Genomic DNA, 18,736 nt, shown 5'->3' with positions numbered 1-18,736 from the left:
CAGCGCGCGTCGAAGACGTGCACGAGCTGGCGCTGGCCATGCCGCACGTGACAGTCGAGTACGGTCCGGCGGCGGGCAATCCCGTCTATCAGGTGGGCCGCAAGTCCTTCGTCTTCTTCCGTACCGCGCGCCCGGACGCGTTCGATCCCGAGACCGGGGAACGCTATCGGGACGTCATCGTCTTCTGGGTTCCCTCGGAGTCCGACAAGCTCGCCCTGACCCAGGACCCGGACTCCCCGTTCTTCACCACGCCGCACTTCGACGGCCATCTCTCGGTCCTGGTCCGCGCCTCCCGCCTGCCCGAGCTGACCCTGGACGAACTCACCGAGGTCGTGCAGGACGCATGGCTGTCCCGCGCCTCGGCCACCCGGGCCCGCCGCTGGCTCGCGGAGCACCCCACCTGAGCGGAGCCGCTATTCGGCCACCGCGGTGCGCCCGGCCCACTCGTAGACCGGTAGCTTGCCTTCCGCCGTGATCTGGTGCCGCTCGGTGGCTTTGAAGTGTTCGTAGCCGCCGCGGAACGGGATTTTGATCTCCGCGTCGGAGGATTGGATCGGGACGACCCGTTCGGTGAGGCCGCTCGGTCCTCCCTGGAGAAAACCTTTGCGATCGTTCATATTCCGATTATGGGACGCGACCCCCATCGGCTACTACGGTTCGGCCAGAGCCGCCCGTAGTCGTTCGACGATCACGCCCCGCGCGATCCGCCCCTCCGAGGTGGGCGTCAGCGGATACACGTGTACCAGCCCGGTTCCCTCGTGGAAGTCCAGCTCCACCCCGGCCGCCCGCGCCTTCTCCGCCAGCAACAATCCGTCCGGAAACCCGATGTCGCGGGTGCCGTAGAAGACGGTCAACGGCCCGAGCCCGCCCAGTTCGGCGGCCAGCGGGCTCACCCGCGGATCCGACAGCGGCAGCTTCCCCCGCCACAACTCGATGAACACCCGCGTCCCCGGTTTCCCGAGCCACGGATCGCTCGGCTGCACCACGCCCATGTCCGGATTGCTCAGCGACAGATCCAGCGCCGGGGAGATGAGCACCGTGCGCGGCACGGTCACCCGCTGATCGTCGCGCAGCGCCAGTGCGGTCGACAGGGCGATCTGCCCGCCCGCCGAATCCCCGCCCAGACAGACCGTTCCGTACCGAGATCTATTGGCCAGCACCAGATCCGTGACGCCCGCGATCACCTCCTCCGCGGTCCCGAACGGCACCAGCGGATAGATCGGCACGGTCACCGTCGTTCCGGTCCGCGCCGCGATCTCGGCCGCCAGCGCCCAATGCTGCGGCGCGATCTCATTGACCCACCCGCCGCCGTGCAGATACACCAGATTCCCGTGCACCTGCCCCGTGCGCGGCACCAGCGTGTACACCGGCCACCCCTGATCACGGCTGACCGACACCGCCACATCCGCCCGCAGCCGCCGCGGCGGCCCGTAGGGCTGCGGCCGAAGCGTGCGCTCCCGCACATGCTTCCGCGCGTTCTCGGCACTGATGAAGGCATGATTGGCGCGGGTGACCCGCAGATACCCGGGAACAATGCGGCTGACAAGGCTCGGCACGACTCGACCCTACTGCCAGATTCCGGCAATACGAGGCGAACCGAATCGACGTTATTGCAACTCCTCGGCCACGAACTCGGCAAAGCCGCGCGGCGGCCTGCCGGTGATCCGCTCGACCGTATCGGCGACGCGATCCTCGGCCCCGCCCCGGATCTCGTCGTCGAGACCGGCCAGCATGGCCGCGAAGTCGGCGGGCAGACCGTGCTCGATCCAGTGCGCGGTGAGTTCCGGCGCGGAGAGGGAACGGTGGACGACGGCCCGCCCGGTCGCCCCGGTAATGATCGCGGCCGCTTCCGCGTAACTGATCGCCCGCGGTCCGGTGATGAGATGCTCGGTGTCGTGGGCGTTCCCATCGGTCAGGGCGCGCACCGCGACCGCGGCGATATCGGCCGCGTCGACGAAGGCCACTCGGCCGTCACCGGTCGCGGTCACGATCTCGCCCGCGCGGACTCCCGCGGCGAGCGCATGCGCGCCGGTGAAGTTCTGCATGAACCAGGACGGCCGCAGCACCGCCCACTCGGGCATGATCTCCCGCACCAGCCGATGGATACCGCCCATGCCGTGCTCCGCCTCCGGCACCGCCGAGGATCCGAGCGCGACCACACGACGCACCCCGTGCCGCCGCGCCGCCCGCAGGAACGGTTCGACCAACGGCACCGGATCGCGCACCCCGACCGGAGCCACCAGATAGACGGCCGAGACCGAGTGCAGGGCGGTGTCATAGCTGTCGCCGTCGTGCCAATCGAAGCCGACCCGGAGGGGATCGCCGTTCGGGGTCCTGGTGGCCAGCCGCGTCGTGACCCCCTGCCACCGAAGCAGATTCGCGACCCGGCTGCCGGTCGTGCCGGACGAGCCGAGCACCAGCACCTCAGGCATCGCGGCCTCCGGCGAAGGTGGTCGTCAGCGCGTCCGCTCCGCCCATGATCTCGGCCGCCGCCAGGGGACTCCAATAGTCGCGGTAGTGCCGAATCTCGGCGTCGCGCACGGTGATCACGGCGATGTACCGCAGCCGGTAGTCCCGGCCGGTCGCCACGACCACACCCGCCGCCGTGAACTCGACGACGACCACCTCCGGATCGCCGGTCTCGTGCACCGTCCGCTCCGGAATCTCGCGGATGTCCAAGATATTCGGGTAGTCCCGCAGATAGCCCGCAATGGCCGCGCGACCCCGGATCCGCGCCGGATAATCGGCCGCCGCGAAGGGAAACTCCAGCTCGCCGTCCACGGCCCACAGCCCGGCGAAGCCCGCCATATCGTGGTCGAGCAGCAGCGCCAGCGCGTGCTCGACCAGTGCGCGAGGTGTCATCTGCGCATCCTCTCAGAGTAGGACGAGACGGTACCGTCCCGACGACAGGATAGGCGGGACGGCACCGTCTCGTCCACTCGCTATACTCGCCGCATGAACCGACGCGCACCGACCGGAGCGGCCGTCCTCCAGCCGGAGGTCACCAGGTCCATTACCGAAGCGGTCCTCGATGAACTGGCCGAACAGGGCTATGCGCGCGTGTCCATGGAGGCCGTCGCCAAACGCGCCGGAGTCGGCAAGAGCGCCCTCTACCGGCGCTGGCCCGCCAAACAGGACATGGTCGTGGCGATCATCTCCGAGATCAGCCTCGACCACGCCACCGCCGCCGATACCGGATCACTGCGCGGGGATATCCGCGAAAGCCTGACGGCGGTGGAGAATTGGCTGACCCACCCGCGCTTCTCACGCATTCTGCCGGATCTGTTCGCCGAAGCCGTGCGCAATCCCGCGCTGCACGCGGCGGTCGACTCGGCCATCGGCGCACCGCGTCGCGCGCGCGGCCTCGAGGTTCTCGAACGCGGGATCGCCCGGGGTGAGCTGCCGCGCGATCTCGATACCGAGCTGGCCCTGGATCTGCTTGCCGCACCGATCTATTGGCGGATCTCGGTCCGGGGCGCACCGCTCGAATCCGGCTATCTCGACGCGCTCACCGACACCCTGCTGCACGCCCTCGCACCCGGTCAGCGGTAGCCGACAGCGGCGTCTATCTCGGTGAGATGGTGGCGCATGCGGTCGCGTTTGGTGCGCAGGTAGTGGACATTGTGTTCGGTGGGGCTGGTCTGCAAGGGAATTCGGGCGTCGACGCCGATGCCGTGAGCTTCCAGGCCGGACTGTTTGGCCGGGTTGTTGCTGAGCAGGCGGACCGAGGTGACGGCGAGGTCGGCGAGAATCTGGGCGGCGGCGGTGTAGGTGCGGGCGTCGATGGGGAGGCCCAGTTGGACATTGGCGTCCACGGTGTCGGCGCCGTCGTCCTGGAGCTCGTAGGCGCGCAACTTGTTCAGCAGGCCGATGCCGCGGCCCTCTTGGCCGCGCAGGTAGACGATGACGCCATGACCTTCGGCGGCAACGGCTTCCAGGGCGGCGTCGAGCTGCTCGCCGCAATCGCAGCGCAGCGAGCCGAAGGCGTCGCCGGTGAGGCATTCGGAGTGGACCCGGGCGAGGACGGCGGCGCCGGCGGGGTCGCCGTAGACCAGGGCCAGGTGTTCGGCCCCGGAGTGCTCGTCGGCGTAGCCGAGGACGCGGAAGTCGCCGAAGCGGGTGGGCAGGCGGGTCTCGACCACGCGGGAGATGCCGTGTTCCAAAGACTTCCGGTACTCGATGAGGTCGGCGATGGAGACGATGGGGATGTCGTGCTCGCGGGCCATGATCAGGAGTTCGGGGAGGCGAGCCATCGAACCGTCGTCATTGACGACCTCGGCGATGACCGCGGCGGGCCGCAAACCGGCCAGCCGAGCCAGATCCACCGATGCCTCGGTGTGGCCGTCGCGCCCCAGGACGCCGCGCGGATGAGCGCGCAGCGGAAAGACGTGACCCGGCCGCGAGAGCTGGTCCGCAGTGGTGCGAGGGTCGGCCAGCAGGCGCATGGTGTGCGCACGATCAGCGGCCGAAATACCGGTGCTCACACCGGATATCGCATCCACCGACACGGTGTAGGCGGTGCCCTTCGGATCCTGGTTGACCGCCGTCATGGGCGGCAGCGACAGCCGATCCAGATCCTCGCCCGCCATCGGCACACAGACCACGCCGCTCGTGTGCCGCACCATGAAGGCGATGTTCTCCTGCGTCGCCTTCTCGGCCGCGAACACCAGATCGCCTTCGTTCTCGCGATCCGCATCGTCCACCACGAGCACCATGCCGCCACGCGCGATCACGTCCACCGCGGTGGCGATGGAGTCGAGTTCACCGGTCATCGTCGACCACCTCCTATTTCTAATCGAAATATGAAAGTCGCGGAACAACGAGGTGGGGTCCCGCTCACCGGGCGTGGGAATCGCGGCATTCGCCGGAAACGACTTCGCACCCGTTCTCCATGGACAGGATAGGAGGAGAACGGGTGCGAAGCGCCGGGCTCTAGAGCCCGTTATTCAGGAAATCGACGACCGAGCGTTCGAAGGCGTCCTTGCGCTCCACCTGAACCCAGTGGCCGCAGCGGGAGAAGGTGCGCAGATCCGCGTTCGGGAGCTGGCGGGCCGGGAACAAGGACCCCTCGACCGGAGTGACGCGATCGTCTCGGCCCCACAGCATGAGAACCTCGTGCTGTAAGCCCTTCAGACGCGCCCAGAGCGGCAGGGGTTCGGCCATTTTCGGGTTGTAGAAGGTGGCGTACGCATCGCGCAGGGCCGCTTGGGCGCGCGGATCGGCCGCCGCTTTCAGGCGTCTGTCGACGAGTTCCTCGGTGAGGGTGGCCTCGTTGAAGACCATGGCGCGCTCGTCCGACGGATTCATAGTGTATTCCATGAGCCGCCGAATGCCTTCGGAGGGTTCGGGTCCCAGCACATTGACGCCCACGCCGCCGGGCGCCATGAGGACGAGGCGGTCCCCCCGGTCCGGATGGTCCAGGGCGGTCATGGTGGCCACGCCGCCGCCCATGGAATTGCCGAGCAGATGGGCCTTCTCGATCCCGAGTTCGTCGAGCAGGCCCAGCACCGCGTCCGTGGCGATGCGCAGATAGTTGCGCTCGTAGACCTCCGGGCGGCCGCTCTCCCCGAAACCGGGCTGATCCAGGATCAGGCAGCGGAAGTGCTTGGCCAGCACCGGCAGGTTCGCGCCGAAGTTGGCCCAGCCCGAGACGCCCGCGCCGGAGCCGTGCAGCAGCACCAGCGGTGCGCCCGAACCCGCCTCATGGTAGCGGAGTTTGTGGCCGTCGACGGTGACCCAGCGGGTGGTGTTCTCGACGGTGAGCGTCATCAGAGCATCCGATCCGTGACCTCGAGACCCATGGCGCCCTTGCCGAACATGGCCAGGGCGCGTTCGGTGCCGCGCACCTGATCGCGACGCGAGCGCAGCCGCAGCTCGAACGGGATCTCCTCGCCCGCTTCGGCATAGCGCAGCTGCTAGGCGGTATTGCGCTCCATCTGCAGGATGGCGGCGTCGATCTCGCTGGCGGCGCGGGCGATTCGCACCTGGGCGAAGGGATCCTCGGACACCTTCTGGCCGCCGTAGGACAGCCGCACCCGCTCCTGCTGCTTGGCGATATGCGCCTCGTACGCGCCCTCGGCCGCGCCGATAATGGGTGCGGTAATGGTGTTGGAGAAGACGCTGCCGAACGAGATCTTGTACAGCGGAGCGGTATTCACCGCCTGACCCGGGCCGATCAGATCGGCCTGATCCGCGGCGCTGTAGGCGCGGTAGTCCGGTACGAACGCCTTGTCGATGACGATGTCGTTGGAGCCGGTGCCCGACAGCCCCGACACGTTCCACACATCCTCGATGCGATAGTCGTCGCGCGGCACCAGGACCGTGTAGTAGTCCATGCCCTTCTCCGAGGGCACCAGCGCGCCCAGGAACACCCACTGCGCGTGATCGCAGCCGGAGGAGAAGCTCCAGCGGCCGGAGATCTCGTAGCCGCCCTCGACGGCGGTCAGCTTCCCGGTCGGCGCGTACGAGGACGAGACCAGGGTGTCCGGGTTCTCGCCCCACACGTCCTGCTGCGCACGATCGTCGAACAGCGCCAGCTGCCACGGGTGCGCGCCCAGCACCGAGGTCACCCACGCCGTGGACGGGCAGGCGGTGGCAATGGCGCGCACCACCGCGTAGAAGTCCACCGGCGACGCCTCGGCGCCGCTGTAGCGGGCGGGCTGCAGCATCCGGAACACCCCGGCCTCGGTGAGCTCGGCAATGCTGGCGTCGGGCACCCGCCGCTGCTCCTCGGCCGCCACCGCCCGTTCCCGAATCGCGGGCAGCAGATCCCGAACCCGATCGAGCACCTTGTTCGTCATGCGGGTGTGTCCTCCTCGTGGTGGTGACAACTCTCGTAACTCTCCGGGGCAAGCCCCTGAACCCCATTGCTCCGGGGGCGGGCCCCGATGTCCGGGCTCCCAGGGCAAGCCCTGAAATCCCCGTCTCCCCGGGCAAAGCCGGAGGTTCCGGCTCCCGGGGCTTCCTTGAAGCCGTGCCTTCGACGCTATGGGTCGTGGACCGCGCCGATCCGGAAAAGTCCCGGTCAACGGAATCCCGGTCCCGGCGCCGGGGGGGTGGTCAGTAGCTGCGGGCGGCGGAGGTGCCCGCGCGGCGGCCGAAGAAGGTGCCGTCGCCCAGGGAGGTGCCGGAGATGTAACCGAAGCCGTGCAGGCCGTTGGCGGCGCGGCCCGCGGCGTACAGGCCCGTGATCGGGGTGCCGTCGAGGTCGAGGACGCGGCTGTCCAGGTCGGTGTGGAGGCCGCCGAGGGTGAAGACGGAGGCTCCGGTGCCGCGGCGGTCGCCGGACTCCGCGGGCGGGCGCACACCGGCTTTGACGTCGATGGCCGCGAACGGCGGGGTGAGCGGGCGCAGCCAGCGGGCGGCCTTGTGGTGGTCGGGGTCCACGCCGCGCGCGGCGAATTCGTGGTAGCGGCCGATGGTTTCGGTCAGGGACCCGTCCGGAAGGCCGGTGAGTTCCTCGAGTTCGGCGGGGGTTTCGGCGACGTGGGTCGGGCGCACGCCCCAACGCTGGGGTTCGGGCACACCCTCGAAGCCCGCCTCGTCCACGATCACCCATACGGCGGTGTCATTGCCCGCCCAGCTGCCCCCCATGTTCTGGCGGTAGAGCGCGGACTGGCCGATGCGCCCCGGATAGGTGTCCTCGTTGATGAAGCGGCGGCCCTGGGCGTTCACCACCATGCCGCGCGCGGCCAAGCCGGGGATGAGGGACATCCCGACCTGCCCCGAGGACATGTGGCGGACGGCCGCGCCGACGGCCTGCGCCATGCGAATGCCGCTGCCGTCGTCGGTGCCCGCGCTGACCTTGGTGTGCCCCAGCAGTTCCGGGGCGTGCGCGGTAAGCATGTCGTCGTTGTCGACGAAGCCGCCGGTGGTCAGCACCACCCCGCGCACGGCCCGGATGGCGAGTTCCTCCCCGTACCGGCGGGCCACGACGCCCACCACGGCCCCGTCGTCGCCGACGATCAACGCTGTCACGTAGGTGTCGAACAGCGTTGTGGCACCGGCCTGTTCGGCCGCCGCCGTGAGGCAGTCCATGAGCAGCCTGCCGCCGAAGTCATTGGCGGTGGGCCGGTGCCCGCGCGGCGCGGGTTTCGCCACTTCCGTGAAGGGCCAGCTGTTCTCGCCCAGCCACATGAGCCCGTCATCGGTCGGCGGCACCCAGGTCGGCGCATCCCACATGGTCGCCTTGAACGGCACCCCGCGGTCCACCAGCCACTGGAAGTGCTCCACGCTCCCCGCGCAGTACTCGTCGATCTTGGCCGCATCGGCCCCCGCACCCATGGCCGCCTCCAGAAAGGCCGCCATCTCCTCCGGTGTGTCCTCGAATCCGCACGCCACCTGGATGGGCGTCCCGCCCCCGAGATAGATCTCCCCGCCCGACATGGCCGACGCTCCCCCGCCGCCGCCCGCGCGGTCCAGGACCAGCACCCGCGCCCCCGCCAGCGCCGCCTCGAACGCGGCCGCGGCCCCCGCGGCGCCGTACCCGACGACCAGCACATCGGTCTCGATGTCGTACCCGCCGATTTCGCTCGCCGCCCGCGGGGTGACGGAATTCCGCACTGTCATGTCAAAGACGGTGCCCTCCGCCCCCGTCCGGCCCTAGCGCCCCATCTTGCTCAACGATTCTTGGATCCCGATGACCGGGACTGTCCGCGTTTGCCGAGCTGACCAGTAGGGATGGTGTGTGAACGGCGTCACGTTGGTTGGGGACGCCTCACGAGGAGGAGAGTCAATGCGGATTCTGGTCACCGGGGTCACCGAACCGAGCGGCCGGGCCGTGGCACGCATGCTGCTGGCGGCGGGCCACGAGGTCGTCGGCCTGGACCGGCAGCGGCATCGCTATGTCGACCCGCGGGTCGAGGTGACCGTCGCCGACCTGTCCGATGCGCAGTCATGCGCGCGGGCGGTGGCCGGTGCGGATGCCGTGGTGCACCTGGCGGGCCGGTCGGTCGCGACCATTGCCGCGGCGGCGCGCGAGGCGGGTGCGCGACTGGTGGTTCCCGTTGCGGCCGGACCGGATTCGAGCGTCGAACGCGCCGCGACCGGCAGCGGCGCGGACGTCCTCATCGATCGGCTGTGATCGTCACTGCGTCAGATGGCGCTCCACCGATTCCAGTTTGGTCGTCAACATGCTGTCGTGACCGGGCCGGACATCGGCCTTGATGGAGATGCTGCACCGCCCCGCCGCGGCCATGACCGCATCGGTGGCCTTCTTGATGACGGCGAACACCTCGTCCCACTCCCCCTCGATCTCGGTGAAGCTGGCCGAGGTGCGATTGGGCAGGCCGCTCTCCCGGATCACGCGCACGGCGACGGCCACCTGCTCGCCGACATCCTCGCCGACGCCGATGGGGGTGATCGAGAACGCTGCGAGCATCTGGAATCCTCCTGTTACCGGGCGATGGTCGATATCGAGCGTATCCGGACGGTCAGCGCTCCCGGAGTTCCCACATGTCGAACTCGTCGTCGTAGGCGCGGACCCGATGCGCCGCCTGACGCAGATCGCGTCCGGCGGTGAGCTCGTAGAACAGCTGGAGCACCGCGAAGAAGGCGCTGTGCCCGTCCGGGATCTTGGCGGGCGCGAAGTACGCGGCCGCTCCGGCGTCCAGGAAGGCCTGGGCGAGTGCGGATTTCCCAGTCTCACACCCCGTCGAGATCACCGTGCTACCGGCCAAATGCAGATGTTTGCGGACCCGCTTGGGCCCCAGCCGCCCGATGAACGGCTGCTCCGCGGCCACCGGACCACCGAGTTCGGGCAGCAGGATCCGGCCGTCCGCGCCATGACAGGCGATGATCACGTACGGTGCGACGGGCCGCACCCCGCCCAGCGCCGCCGTCACATGCCGCGGCTGCCCGATCGGGAAGTAGTTGACCCGAATCCCGAATTCCTCCAGCGCATTCCGGATGGGTCGCGCGGAACTGTCACCGATATCGAGCAGATCCACCTCGGTCCAGGCCAGCTTCCCGCCGACTATCTCCTCGATCCGTGACACAGGCATCCGGCCAACGCTACTAGAGCGGTGGCGCGGTGCGTTCACGCTTCGACCAGCGCCTGCCGGAGCACATCGAGTTCGGCTTCGGAAAGACCGTTGGCCAGCAGCCATTCCGCGGCGCCGCCGTATTCGGCGCGCAGGTTGGACAGGAAGCCGAGCATGACCTCCGGGGTGACCGCCAGGATGCCGGTATTGGCGGGCGGGAGACCCTCGTAGGAGCTGAGGGAGTTCAGGCGGTCGCGGACGCGCTGCATGCGCTCATTGGTCTGGGCGTAGTCGTGGGCGATGGCCTCGGGGGTCACGCCAACGGCGTCGAGCAGCACCGCGGCCAGCACGCCGGTGCGGTCTTTGCCTGCGGCGCAATGGAACAGCACCGAATGACGGGCCGGGTTGATGATGAGGCGGACGGATTCGACAATGTGCTCGCCACTGCCCGCCAGCAGCTGGCCGTAGAGCTCGGTCAGATCCACGCGGGTCTTGTCCGGGACGAGATCCCGTGCCGCGAGCGAGGATTGCGGCGACTTCCGGATGGGCAGGTTCGCGATCTGCACCTCCGCCGCGGCGATCAGGCCGTAGCCTTCGCGCTCCACCTCGTCGGGCAGGCGCAGATCGATGACGGTGCGCAGGCCGAGGGTCTCGGTGAGGTGCGTCAGGTCCGCCGGGGTGGCCTGCTGCAGGGTGCTGGAGCGGAACACCACGCCGAAACGCGTTGTGCCGCCGTCGCGGACGAGGAGTCCGCCCAGATCGCGCACATTGTCGATCTGGGCGAACTCGACCCAGCGGCGCCCCGGTTCGGAGGTTTGCAGGGAACCCCGAGGCGTGGAGTCGGTCACGGGATCAGTGGGCACGACCCGCCGCCGCCTCTTCGGCGCGGGTGAGGCCTCACAGCCCGATCAGGTCTTCGTGCAGTTCGAACCACACGGTGTGGTAGCTGTCCATGATGGGGCGGGCCACGTAGGTGTGATCTCCTTCGGCAATGCGCTCGACGGCGCGGTCGAGGCGGTCGAGGTAGCGGACCAGGCGGGGCGCTATCGTGCCGAGACGCTGGATCAACGGGCGTAGCCGGTGGTGGGCGCCGGTGAGGCGGGCCAGCACGGCGGTGTCATATTCGGCGTCGGCGTGGTCGTTGACGGTCGCCGGGTCCTTCATCTGCCAGTCGGTGATGATGACCTTGAGATCGGCGTTGAAGACACAGAACTCGTCGTAGGCGGCGGTGACGGCGGCCGTGTCGACGGTGGTGCGCTCCTCGGTGAGCAGATGCTCCAGGCGGGGGCGGCCCTCCGGGGTGAGGCGGAAACCGGCCGGGGTGGTGGCGCACAGGCCCGCGGTCACCAGATCCGCACAGCGAGAGGCGATTTCGGCCGTCTCCGCGGAGAGGCTGGCGGCCAGATTGTCGGCGTTCACCCGGCCTTTGATGCCGACCAGGCGCAGCAGATCCAGTTCGGTCACGGGGATGTCCACGGAAACCCCTTTCTGCTCAGCGCTTTCCGGCGCGGTGGCGCGCTCCTCCAAGTGGGCGGCCAGCACGGCACTGTCCACACCCGCCCAGGCGGCCAACTGCCGCACATCGTCGAGTACGAGCTGTTCGACCGGTTTGGCAGTGACCTCGCCCGCGAACACCAGCCCGGCGCCGCCGTCGACGGTGACCGTCCGGCCGACCAGCGCGTCGACCACGCCCGGACCACAGCCGACCACACAGGGGCGGCCCAGTTCGCGGGAGACGAGCGCGGCATGGGAAGTGGTGCCGCCCAATTCGGTGACGATGGCGCGCGCGGCGATCATGCCGTGCAGATCGTCCGGGCTGGTGGTGGGGCGCACCAGAACGATGTCCGCACCGGCCTCGGCGCGCGCCTCGGCCTCGTCCGGGTCGGTGACGACGATGCCGGAAGCCAGACCGGGGCACGCGGATTCGCCGCGTGCGAGCGGTTCGCGACCGGCGGTGTCGCCGGAGGCCGGGCGCAGCACCTCGCGGATCTGATCGGCGGTGACACGGTCGAGGGCCTCGTCGGCGGTGATCAAGCCCTCCGCGACCATGGCGACGGCGGTGCGGACGGCGGCGCGGGCCGAACGCTTGGCGGGGCGTGATTGCAGCATCCAGAGGGTGCCGGATTCGACGGTGAACTCGATGTCCTGGAGGTCGCTGCCATCGTGTTCCAGGAGGTGGGTGGCGGCGATCAGGCGCTCGTGCACGGCGGGTTGGGTGGTGGCCAGGTCGTCCAGCGGGCGGGGGGGTGAGGCGGCCGGAGACGACGTCCTCGCCTTGGCCGCCGACGAGCCATTCACCGTAGACGGGGGTGTCGCCGGTGTTCGGGTTGCGGCTGAAAAGCACGCCGGTGCCGGAGAGTTCGTCGAGATTGCCGAAGACCATGGCCTGCACGGTCACCGCGGTGCCGAGGGTGTCGGGGACGCCGCAGTTGCGGCGGTAGGTTTTGGCGCGGGGGGAATCCCAGGAGCGGAAGACCGCTTCGATGGCTTTGCGGAGTTGGGCCCACGGGTCGAGAGGGACCGCGCCGTTCGGGTCGGCCAGTACGGTCTCGCGGTACTGGTGTGTGAACCGCTGGCGAGTGTCGTTGGCGTAGGACGGGTTTCGCGTCTCGTCGGCGAGGGCACGCTGGACCGCGTCGGTCATGCCGAGGTTGAGGACGGTGTCCATCATGCCGGGCATGCTGATCGCCGAGCCCGAGCGGACCGACACCAGCAGCGGACGCTCAGCGGATCCGAACCGACGGCCGGTCCCGGCTTCGATCATGGCGATGCCGGTGCGGACCTGGTCCCAGATCTCGTCGGCGATCCGGCCGTGCCGCGTGTAGTCGGCCCACGCGTCGGTGGTGATCACGAAGGCGGGTGGCACCGGCAAGCCGAGCGCCCGCATGTGATTGATGCTCCACGCCTTGCCGCCGATCTTATCCCGCGAGAGTTCACACCCGCCGTCGAGTTCGACAACGCTCACGGCAACGGGCCGCTGCACCAACTCGGCTCCCGCAGTCATGTCACTCCTTCGATGTCGTGGATTCATCAACACTCCAGCGGTCGCCGCCTCGCGGCCCGCTGGGCAATGCCCCGCGCCGGATTACGGGCGCGTGCAAACCAATGATTCGAGCGTGCCGCGTGACAGCGCACACCCCCAACCCGCATCCCGATCAGCGGACGCGGATCAACGGCCAGAGGGACATGCCTTCCCCCAAGAACCGCTCGTGCTGTGTTTAATTTGCCCTCCGCTTCGCTCCGGGCGGGGTTCGGGCCCCTAAGTCTCGATTTTTCCCTCCCTCCGCGCACGTCTGTGCTCCTCCGCTTCGCTCCCCCGCACAGACGCACGCTCCACTCAGTCCAAAATCGAGACGGCCCCAACCCTGACAGAACTGCCCGAAGAGAATTCCCTACACCAAGACGAACTGGCATGACACGCGCATGGGATTGCACCAACAGTCAACGACAGTTCGCCTCCGGCGGACCAACCCGAGCCGACCTTCCTTACAGCCAACCCGTAATGCCACCAGCCCCGCCGACTCCCGCCCAGCCGGTCCTGATCCGTCCGCCGCAGGCGAACCCCGAACAACGGTTGACGCAAGCCCGTCCGCCGCACAAAGCGGTCGACAGCAATCCTGTTGACAGATTTCTACCCCGCCATGAAAGCGCGGTAACTGCAGGGAATTCCGTTCGAACAGTCCTGTCAGGGTCGGGGCCGTCTCGATTTTGGACTGAGTGGAGCGTGCGTCTGTGCGGGGGAGCGAAGCGGAGGAGCACAGACGTGCGCGGAGGGAGGGAAAAATCGAGACTTCGGGGCCCCAACCCCCGCCCGGAGCGAAGCGGAGGGCAAATTAAACACAGCCACGAGCGATCCTGAGCGGATTCACCCCGGAGACTGTTCATGCACCCGCGCCTTCCCCCGCCCACGTCTTCCCGCACCCGCGTCTTCCTCCCCACACCCGTGCCCTCCTCATACTTGTGTCTTCCCCGCACCGGCGTCCTCCCCACACTCGTGTCCTCCCCGCACCGGCGTCCTCCCCCACCGGCGTCCTCCCCGCCCCAGCCATTCCGCCTCCGGGCAAAGCCATCCTGGCGTTCGCCGCTCCTGGAAACGCAACACGGCACGCCCGGTCAGCGGGATGGCACTCACAAAACTGGCGTTACTCCCCCGCTGGTGGGGCAGGATGGGCAAATGGATCGGCGGTATGCGGCATCCATCGGTGGCCTCTCCAGCCCGGCCCCGGTCTCGACCATTCCCGCGCTGGTAGCTGAGCGGGCACGACGCTACCCCGAAGCAGTGGCCATCGCCGGGCCTACTGGGCGGCTTACCTATTCCGAACTCGCTGAGCAAACCCGGGCGGTCACCCGCGCGGCCATCGCCTCGGGTATTGAACCCGGCGATCGTGTGGGCGTCTGGGCTCCTAATAGCATTCGGTGGATACTCACCGCCCTTGGCATGCTTGCGGCTGGGGCCACTCTGGTTCCGATCAGCACGCGGCTGCGCGGGGCCGAGACCGCGGATGTCCTCGCCCGCAGCCGGGCCAAGGCGGTGTGCACCGTTCAGGAATTCCTTGGGGTCGATTACCCGTCTCTTCTCGCGCTACCTGATCTCGAGCATTTGATCCTGCTCGACGATGCTCTCGGGGACAGCCCGGCCGAGTGGGATATCAGTTCCTGGGCTGGATTCCTGGCCCCTGGCACCGTGATTTCGCCGGAAACCGCCCAGGAACGCACCGCCGCGGTCGATCCCGACTCCGTCTCCGACATTCTTTTCACCTCCGGCACGACTGGCGCGCCGAAGGGTGTGCTGGCCAGCCACCGCCAAACCTTGGAGGTGTTCTCCCGCTGGGCCGATGCCGTCACTCAGCGGCCGCGCGACCGGTATCTTCTGGTTGCGCCGTTCTCCCACACTTTCGGCTACAAGGCCGGAATCATCGCGTCGCTTCTGCGCGCCGCGACCATGGTTCCGATGGAACGGTTCGAACCCACCCGGGCGCTGCAACTCATCGAAAGCGAGCGCATCACCGTCTTGGCCGGACCCCCAACGCTTTTCAACGATCTACTGCATGCCCCGTACGACGACTACCTGCTGGGCTCACTGCGATTGGCCGGTACCGGCGGCGCCACCATCCCTACCGAACTGGTCGAACGCGTCCGCGGGGACCTGGGTGTCCCCTACGTCTTCACCGCCTATGGGCTGACCGAGTCCGTGGACGTCGTGACCGTCTGCCCACCGGACGCTCCGGCCGATCTCGTCGCGGGCACGGTCGGAAAGGCTCTCCCGGACAGCGAGATACGCATCGTGAACAGTGGCGGAGCCATCGTGGAGACCGGCGAGCCGGGTGAGATCCTGGTCCGCGGGCCGAATGTCATGCTCGGCTACCTCGATGATCCCGACGCCACCGCGGCAACTATCGACGCCGAGGGATATCTGCACACCGGCGATGTCGGGCACCTCGACGCGGATGGCTACCTGCGCATCACCGACCGCCTCAAGGACATGTTCATCGTCGGCGGCTTCAATGCCTACCCGGCCGAGATCGAGCGAGTCCTGTTGCAGCATCCGGAGATCCGCGACGTGGCTGTGATCGGCGTCCCGGATGATCGCCTGGGCGAGGTGGGCCGCGCGGTCGTGGTCCCGGAGGACCCGGGCACCGCCAATGCCTCCGCCATCATCGAATGGTCGCGTACCCGCCTCGCGGGTTACAAGGTCCCCCGCGATGTGGTCTTCACCGACGCCCTCCCCCGCAATGCGGGCGGCAAAGTCATCAAACCTGAACTCCGCACCCATCTGAAATAGCGACGACCGGGAACTGGTGGCGGGGGCTACTCGGCCGATGCCGCCACCAGTTCCCGGTGATCACACGTCCAGCTATGCGCCCAGGACGGGGGTGGCGGCCAGGCGGTACAGGTGGGCGATGTCCGGTTTGACTATGGAGGTGGGGATTTCGGGGTCGAACCAGCGGTCGACGTGGGTCCAGTGGTACGGGTGCAGGAGGTAGTCGCCGTTGAGGCCGTCCACGTCGGCGAATTCCTGCTCCCAGGCGTGGGTCCAGCGACTGTCACCGGTGATGCGGCTCAGGGACCGGGATTGGATGGCGGCGATGTGGGTGGGCATGGCCATGAGGTCGGATTCGAACTGTTCGACGACCTCGTCGGGGGTGCCCGAGCGGACGGTGAGGAGCAGGGTGCGCTTCACCCGCTGCGGTTCTGGGAGGGGCTCGAGGTGGGAGGCGATCGGCGTCAGCCGGACCGCATCGACCCGGCCGGGCAGGTCCGGCAGTGCGACGGCCGGATCGGTATCGCCGGTGAGGTCCCAGGCCATGCCGAGCCCGCCGGTGCTGCCGGGCAGGTCGATACCGGCCGAGCAGTGCCACACGCCGGGTGCGGCGGCGGCCGCAGCGGTGCGGGCGGCGATCTCCGTTTCCGGATCGCCGACTTCGGGGACCTCGCTCAGAATCACCCAGCGGTTCATGCCGATTCCTCCGCGCCGAGCGCGACCTCCTGGACGGCCATGACATGCCGTTCGCGGGTCAGCGCGACGGCGTCGGTCTCGGCCCAGAACCGGGCCACCTCCCGATCGGCTTTCACCGCGCCGCGCATGCCGTAGAAGTCGTAGATGCCGGGCAGCTCCCAGACGATCTGCAGCGCAACCGAATCCGCGCCGGTGTGCTCGCGCCACACGTGCGGGTCGCGCAGGCCGCGGGCGGTCGCACCGGGCAGGTAGTCGGTGCGCCAGCGGGAGAGCCAGTCGTCGGCGCGGTCGGCGGGCAGGACGACGCGGTCGAGAACGCGAACCGGGTTCGCGGGGTTCACAGTTCGGCCTCCACGTCATTGCGGTAGCGGTCCACGTAACCGGCCAGGGATTCCACGCCGTTCAACAGTGACTCCGGCCCGAACATGGGCGGGGTGAGCACGATTCGGCTCGCACCGGCCCGGACGTACGGGCGCACGAAGTCGGCCTCGAATTCGCGCATGAAGTTGGCGGAGCCGGGCCAGATGGTCATCTCGACCGCGTCCTCGGATCGGCCTGCCGCCGTGGCGATTTCCCGGATCTTGTCCGCGCCCGCGGCGAAGTCGTCGGAGTTGATGGTGTACGGGAACCAGCCGTCACCCACCCGGGCCGCGCGCCGCACCGCGGGAGCGCTGTTGCCGCCCAGCACGATCGGGATGGACCGCTCCGGCTGGGGCAGGCAGAACTGCTTCTCGAAGCTCACATGTTTGCCCTGATAGCTCGCCGGGGACTCCGTCCACAGCGCCCGCATGGCGCCGATGCAGTCGTCGAGCCGTGCGCCGCGCTCAGCGAAGGGCACGCCGATGGCCGCGTATTCCTCTTTCTGCCAGCCGATTCCGAGCCCGAGCAACAGCCTCCCGCCGGACTGCCGGTCCAGGGTCGCGGCGCGCTTGGCCAGCACCACCGGACTGTGCATCGGTGCGACCACCATGGCGGTGCCCAGTTTCAGCGTGGTCGAGGCCCCGGCGAGGAATGCCAGGGTCTCGAGCGGATCGGTCATGGGCACGCCGAGATCGCCGCCGGGCATCTTGCCGTCGGGCGAATACGGGTAGAGCGGCTCGTAATCCTGGGCCACCACAACGTGTTCCACGGTCCAGATCGAATCCAGGCCGCATTCCTCGGCCGCCGCGGCGAACTCCCTGAGGAATCCGCCGGAAGTCACCAAGCCGTCCAGATACGGCATGAGCATGCCGATGCGCATCGGCCGCCTCCATCCTTGCGAGTACGGACCCAGAGCGGGCCATACATCGAGCCTGGCGTGTAATCGCCGTCACAAAACAGCGGTGGTCCCGGTCAGCGAGATACCGAATAACAGCAGGTAAAAGCTACAAAAGCGGATGGCAGCCGGACCACGACCGGTAGCCCCGCACCGAGCGGTGCGGGGCTCACGGTCCTCCGGCCACCGTTCGCGGTCAGCGGCCGGAGGAGTCTCGGGGGATTACTCAGATCTCCTTGCGCATCTGCGCGGTCAGCGGCTTCATATAGCCGGAGCCGAGCAGGCGCTGCATCCAGTTCATGGCCTTGGCGTCCTGGCCGATGAGAATGAGCGGCTTGTTCTTCAGCATGCCCGCGAGAATGATCTGCGCGCACTACTCCGGGCTGGTCTTGGCCAGCCGATCGAAGTTGCTGGCCAGCGCATCCCGATCACTATTGGCTGAAGCCCGTGCCTTCCAGGCGATCTCGGTCTTGATCATGCCCGGATGCACGCTGGAGACGCCCACCTTGTGACCGGCGATGATCATCTCCTGGCGCAGCGCGTCGGTAAAGGCGCGCATAGCGAACTTCGACGAGCTGTAACCGCTCTGGCTCGGGCAGGCCACCAGCCCGAACATGGACGAGACATTGGCGATATGCCCGTCACCGGAGGCGACCACGTGCGGCAGGAACGCCTTGGTGCCGTGCGCGGTACCCCAGAAGTTGATATTGAAGATCCACTCGAAGTCGTCCCAGGAGACATCCTCGATATTGGCGGTCAGCGAGACGCCCGCATTGTTGATGACAATATTGACCTTGCCGAAATCGGCCACGACCTCGTCGGCGTGCGCGTACACCGCCGCGCGATCGGTCACATCGAGCTTGTAGGCCCGCGCCTTCGCGCCTTCCTTCTCACACAGCGCCGCCGTCTCGGCGACACTGTCGAGATTGCGGCCCGACAGCGCCAGCTGCGCACCGTTGCGTGCCAGTTCGATGGCCAGGGCGCGGCCGATGCCCGCACCCGCACCGGTGATCACGGCGACCTTGCCGTTGAAGTCCTTCATTG

The 18,736-nt window shown here is 68.3% G+C and carries 19 protein-coding genes and 2 pseudogenes; 4 read left to right on the top strand and 17 right to left on the bottom strand.

What is annotated here, in order from left to right; genetic code table 11:
- Nucleotides 1-38: 38 nt before the first annotated feature.
- Nucleotides 39-404, top strand: a complete 366-nt coding sequence (locus tag NC4_RS28565) for an MmcQ/YjbR family DNA-binding protein (RefSeq protein WP_067544774.1) — start codon at nt 39-41, stop codon at nt 402-404.
- 9 nt (nt 405-413) lie between these two features.
- On the opposite strand, the gene NC4_RS28560 is transcribed toward NC4_RS28565, so the two are convergent.
- From NC4_RS28560 to NC4_RS28545, 4 genes are read right to left on the bottom strand one after another with little or no spacing between them, the layout of a single operon-like run.
- Complete coding sequence (locus NC4_RS28560; protein ID WP_067544338.1) at nt 414-617, bottom strand: DUF5988 family protein; 204 nt, start codon at nt 615-617, stop codon at nt 414-416.
- Nucleotides 618-650: 33 nt separating this feature from the next.
- Nucleotides 651-1,556, bottom strand: a complete 906-nt coding sequence (locus tag NC4_RS28555) for an alpha/beta hydrolase fold domain-containing protein (RefSeq protein ID WP_067544336.1) — start codon at nt 1,554-1,556, stop codon at nt 651-653.
- A 51-nt stretch (nt 1,557-1,607) separates the two neighbouring features.
- Entirely contained in the window at nt 1,608-2,432 is an 825-nt protein-coding gene (locus NC4_RS28550; protein ID WP_067544334.1) for an NmrA family NAD(P)-binding protein, read from the bottom strand.
- Entirely contained in the window at nt 2,425-2,862 is a 438-nt protein-coding gene (locus NC4_RS28545; protein WP_067544332.1) for a nuclear transport factor 2 family protein, read from the bottom strand. The genes NC4_RS28550 and NC4_RS28545 overlap by 8 nt, the downstream gene beginning before the upstream one ends.
- A gap of 93 nt (nt 2,863-2,955) precedes the next feature.
- On the opposite strand from NC4_RS28545, the gene NC4_RS28540 reads away from it, so the two are divergent.
- The gene (locus NC4_RS28540; RefSeq protein WP_067544330.1) at nt 2,956-3,552 is read left to right on the top strand and encodes a TetR/AcrR family transcriptional regulator; all 597 of its coding nucleotides are present in this window, start codon (nt 2,956-2,958) and stop codon (nt 3,550-3,552) included.
- Here NC4_RS28540 and NC4_RS28535 read toward each other — a convergent pair.
- The 4 genes from NC4_RS28535 to NC4_RS28520 all read right to left on the bottom strand — a co-directional run bounded on the left by NC4_RS28535 (nt 3,543) and on the right by NC4_RS28520 (nt 8,568).
- Nucleotides 3,543-4,772 carry a bifunctional 3,4-dihydroxy-2-butanone-4-phosphate synthase/GTP cyclohydrolase II gene (locus tag NC4_RS28535; protein WP_067544329.1) on the bottom strand — a complete coding sequence of 410 codons (1,230 nt, stop codon included), beginning with the start codon at nt 4,770-4,772 and terminating at the stop codon, nt 3,543-3,545. The two genes, NC4_RS28540 and NC4_RS28535, sit on opposite strands and share 10 nt — an antisense overlap.
- Nucleotides 4,773-4,932: 160 nt before the next feature.
- Nucleotides 4,933-5,769, bottom strand: coding sequence for an alpha/beta fold hydrolase (locus NC4_RS28530; RefSeq protein ID WP_067544328.1), 837 nt, complete (start codon nt 5,767-5,769; stop codon nt 4,933-4,935).
- Nucleotides 5,770-5,915: 146 nt separating this feature from the next.
- Nucleotides 5,916-6,800: a 3-hydroxy-9,10-secoandrosta-1,3,5(10)-triene-9,17-dione monooxygenase oxygenase subunit gene (gene hsaA, locus NC4_RS28525; RefSeq protein ID WP_439957564.1), complete on the bottom strand. Its 885-nt coding sequence runs from the start codon at nt 6,798-6,800 to the stop codon at nt 5,916-5,918.
- Nucleotides 6,801-7,059: 259 nt separating this feature from the next.
- Entirely contained in the window at nt 7,060-8,568 is a 1,509-nt protein-coding gene (locus NC4_RS28520) for an FAD-dependent oxidoreductase (protein ID WP_067544324.1), read from the bottom strand.
- Between the two features lie 166 nt (nt 8,569-8,734).
- On the opposite strand from NC4_RS28520, the gene NC4_RS28515 reads away from it, so the two are divergent.
- Nucleotides 8,735-9,082: an NAD-dependent epimerase/dehydratase family protein gene (locus NC4_RS28515; protein WP_067544322.1), complete on the top strand. Its 348-nt coding sequence runs from the start codon at nt 8,735-8,737 to the stop codon at nt 9,080-9,082.
- A 3-nt stretch (nt 9,083-9,085) separates the two neighbouring features.
- Here the strand turns inward: NC4_RS28515 and NC4_RS28510 are convergent, their stop codons facing one another.
- From NC4_RS28510 to NC4_RS44855, 5 genes and pseudogenes are all read right to left on the bottom strand, one after another.
- Nucleotides 9,086-9,379 (bottom strand): MTH1187 family thiamine-binding protein, encoded by a 294-nt coding sequence (locus NC4_RS28510; RefSeq protein ID WP_067544320.1) that lies wholly within the window; start codon nt 9,377-9,379, stop codon nt 9,086-9,088.
- A gap of 52 nt (nt 9,380-9,431) precedes the next feature.
- On the bottom strand, nt 9,432-10,001 hold the full coding sequence (locus NC4_RS28505; RefSeq protein ID WP_067544319.1) for a hypothetical protein: 570 nt from the start codon (nt 9,999-10,001) through the stop codon (nt 9,432-9,434).
- A gap of 35 nt (nt 10,002-10,036) precedes the next feature.
- Nucleotides 10,037-10,843: a tyrosine-protein phosphatase gene (locus tag NC4_RS28500; RefSeq protein WP_084529858.1), complete on the bottom strand. Its 807-nt coding sequence runs from the start codon at nt 10,841-10,843 to the stop codon at nt 10,037-10,039.
- Between the two features lie 34 nt (nt 10,844-10,877).
- A complete protein-coding gene (locus tag NC4_RS41365) occupies nt 10,878-12,278 on the bottom strand; it encodes a PEP-utilizing enzyme (RefSeq protein ID WP_067544318.1) in 1,401 nt (466 codons plus the stop codon).
- A 4-nt stretch (nt 12,279-12,282) separates the two neighbouring features.
- Nucleotides 12,283-12,867, bottom strand: a pseudogene (locus tag NC4_RS44855) (PEP/pyruvate-binding domain-containing protein); the annotation flags it as partial.
- 1,287 nt (nt 12,868-14,154) lie between these two features.
- Between NC4_RS44855 and NC4_RS28490 the strand changes: the two are divergent.
- Complete coding sequence (locus tag NC4_RS28490; protein ID WP_067544317.1) at nt 14,155-15,762, top strand: FadD3 family acyl-CoA ligase; 1,608 nt, start codon at nt 14,155-14,157, stop codon at nt 15,760-15,762.
- 72 nt (nt 15,763-15,834) lie between these two features.
- Here NC4_RS28490 and NC4_RS28485 read toward each other — a convergent pair whose 3' ends face one another.
- From NC4_RS28485 to NC4_RS28470, 4 genes and pseudogenes are all read right to left on the bottom strand, one after another.
- A complete protein-coding gene (locus tag NC4_RS28485; RefSeq protein ID WP_067544313.1) occupies nt 15,835-16,437 on the bottom strand; it encodes a Dabb family protein in 603 nt (200 codons plus the stop codon).
- Nucleotides 16,434-16,778, bottom strand: coding sequence for a hypothetical protein (locus NC4_RS28480; protein ID WP_067544311.1), 345 nt, complete (start codon nt 16,776-16,778; stop codon nt 16,434-16,436). Before NC4_RS28480 ends, NC4_RS28485 begins: the two co-directional genes overlap by 4 nt.
- A complete protein-coding gene (locus NC4_RS28475) occupies nt 16,775-17,677 on the bottom strand; it encodes an LLM class F420-dependent oxidoreductase (RefSeq protein ID WP_067544310.1) in 903 nt (300 codons plus the stop codon). The genes NC4_RS28480 and NC4_RS28475 overlap by 4 nt, the downstream gene beginning before the upstream one ends.
- A gap of 241 nt (nt 17,678-17,918) precedes the next feature.
- Nucleotides 17,919-18,734: pseudogene (locus NC4_RS28470) on the bottom strand (SDR family NAD(P)-dependent oxidoreductase).
- Nucleotides 18,735-18,736 lie beyond the last annotated feature (2 nt).

Source organism: Nocardia crassostreae (assembly GCF_001613405.1).
GTDB lineage: Bacteria > Actinomycetota > Actinomycetes > Mycobacteriales > Mycobacteriaceae > Nocardia > Nocardia crassostreae.
Note: the sequence above shows the minus strand (reverse complement) of the source record. Positions and strands in the feature narration are given on the sequence as shown.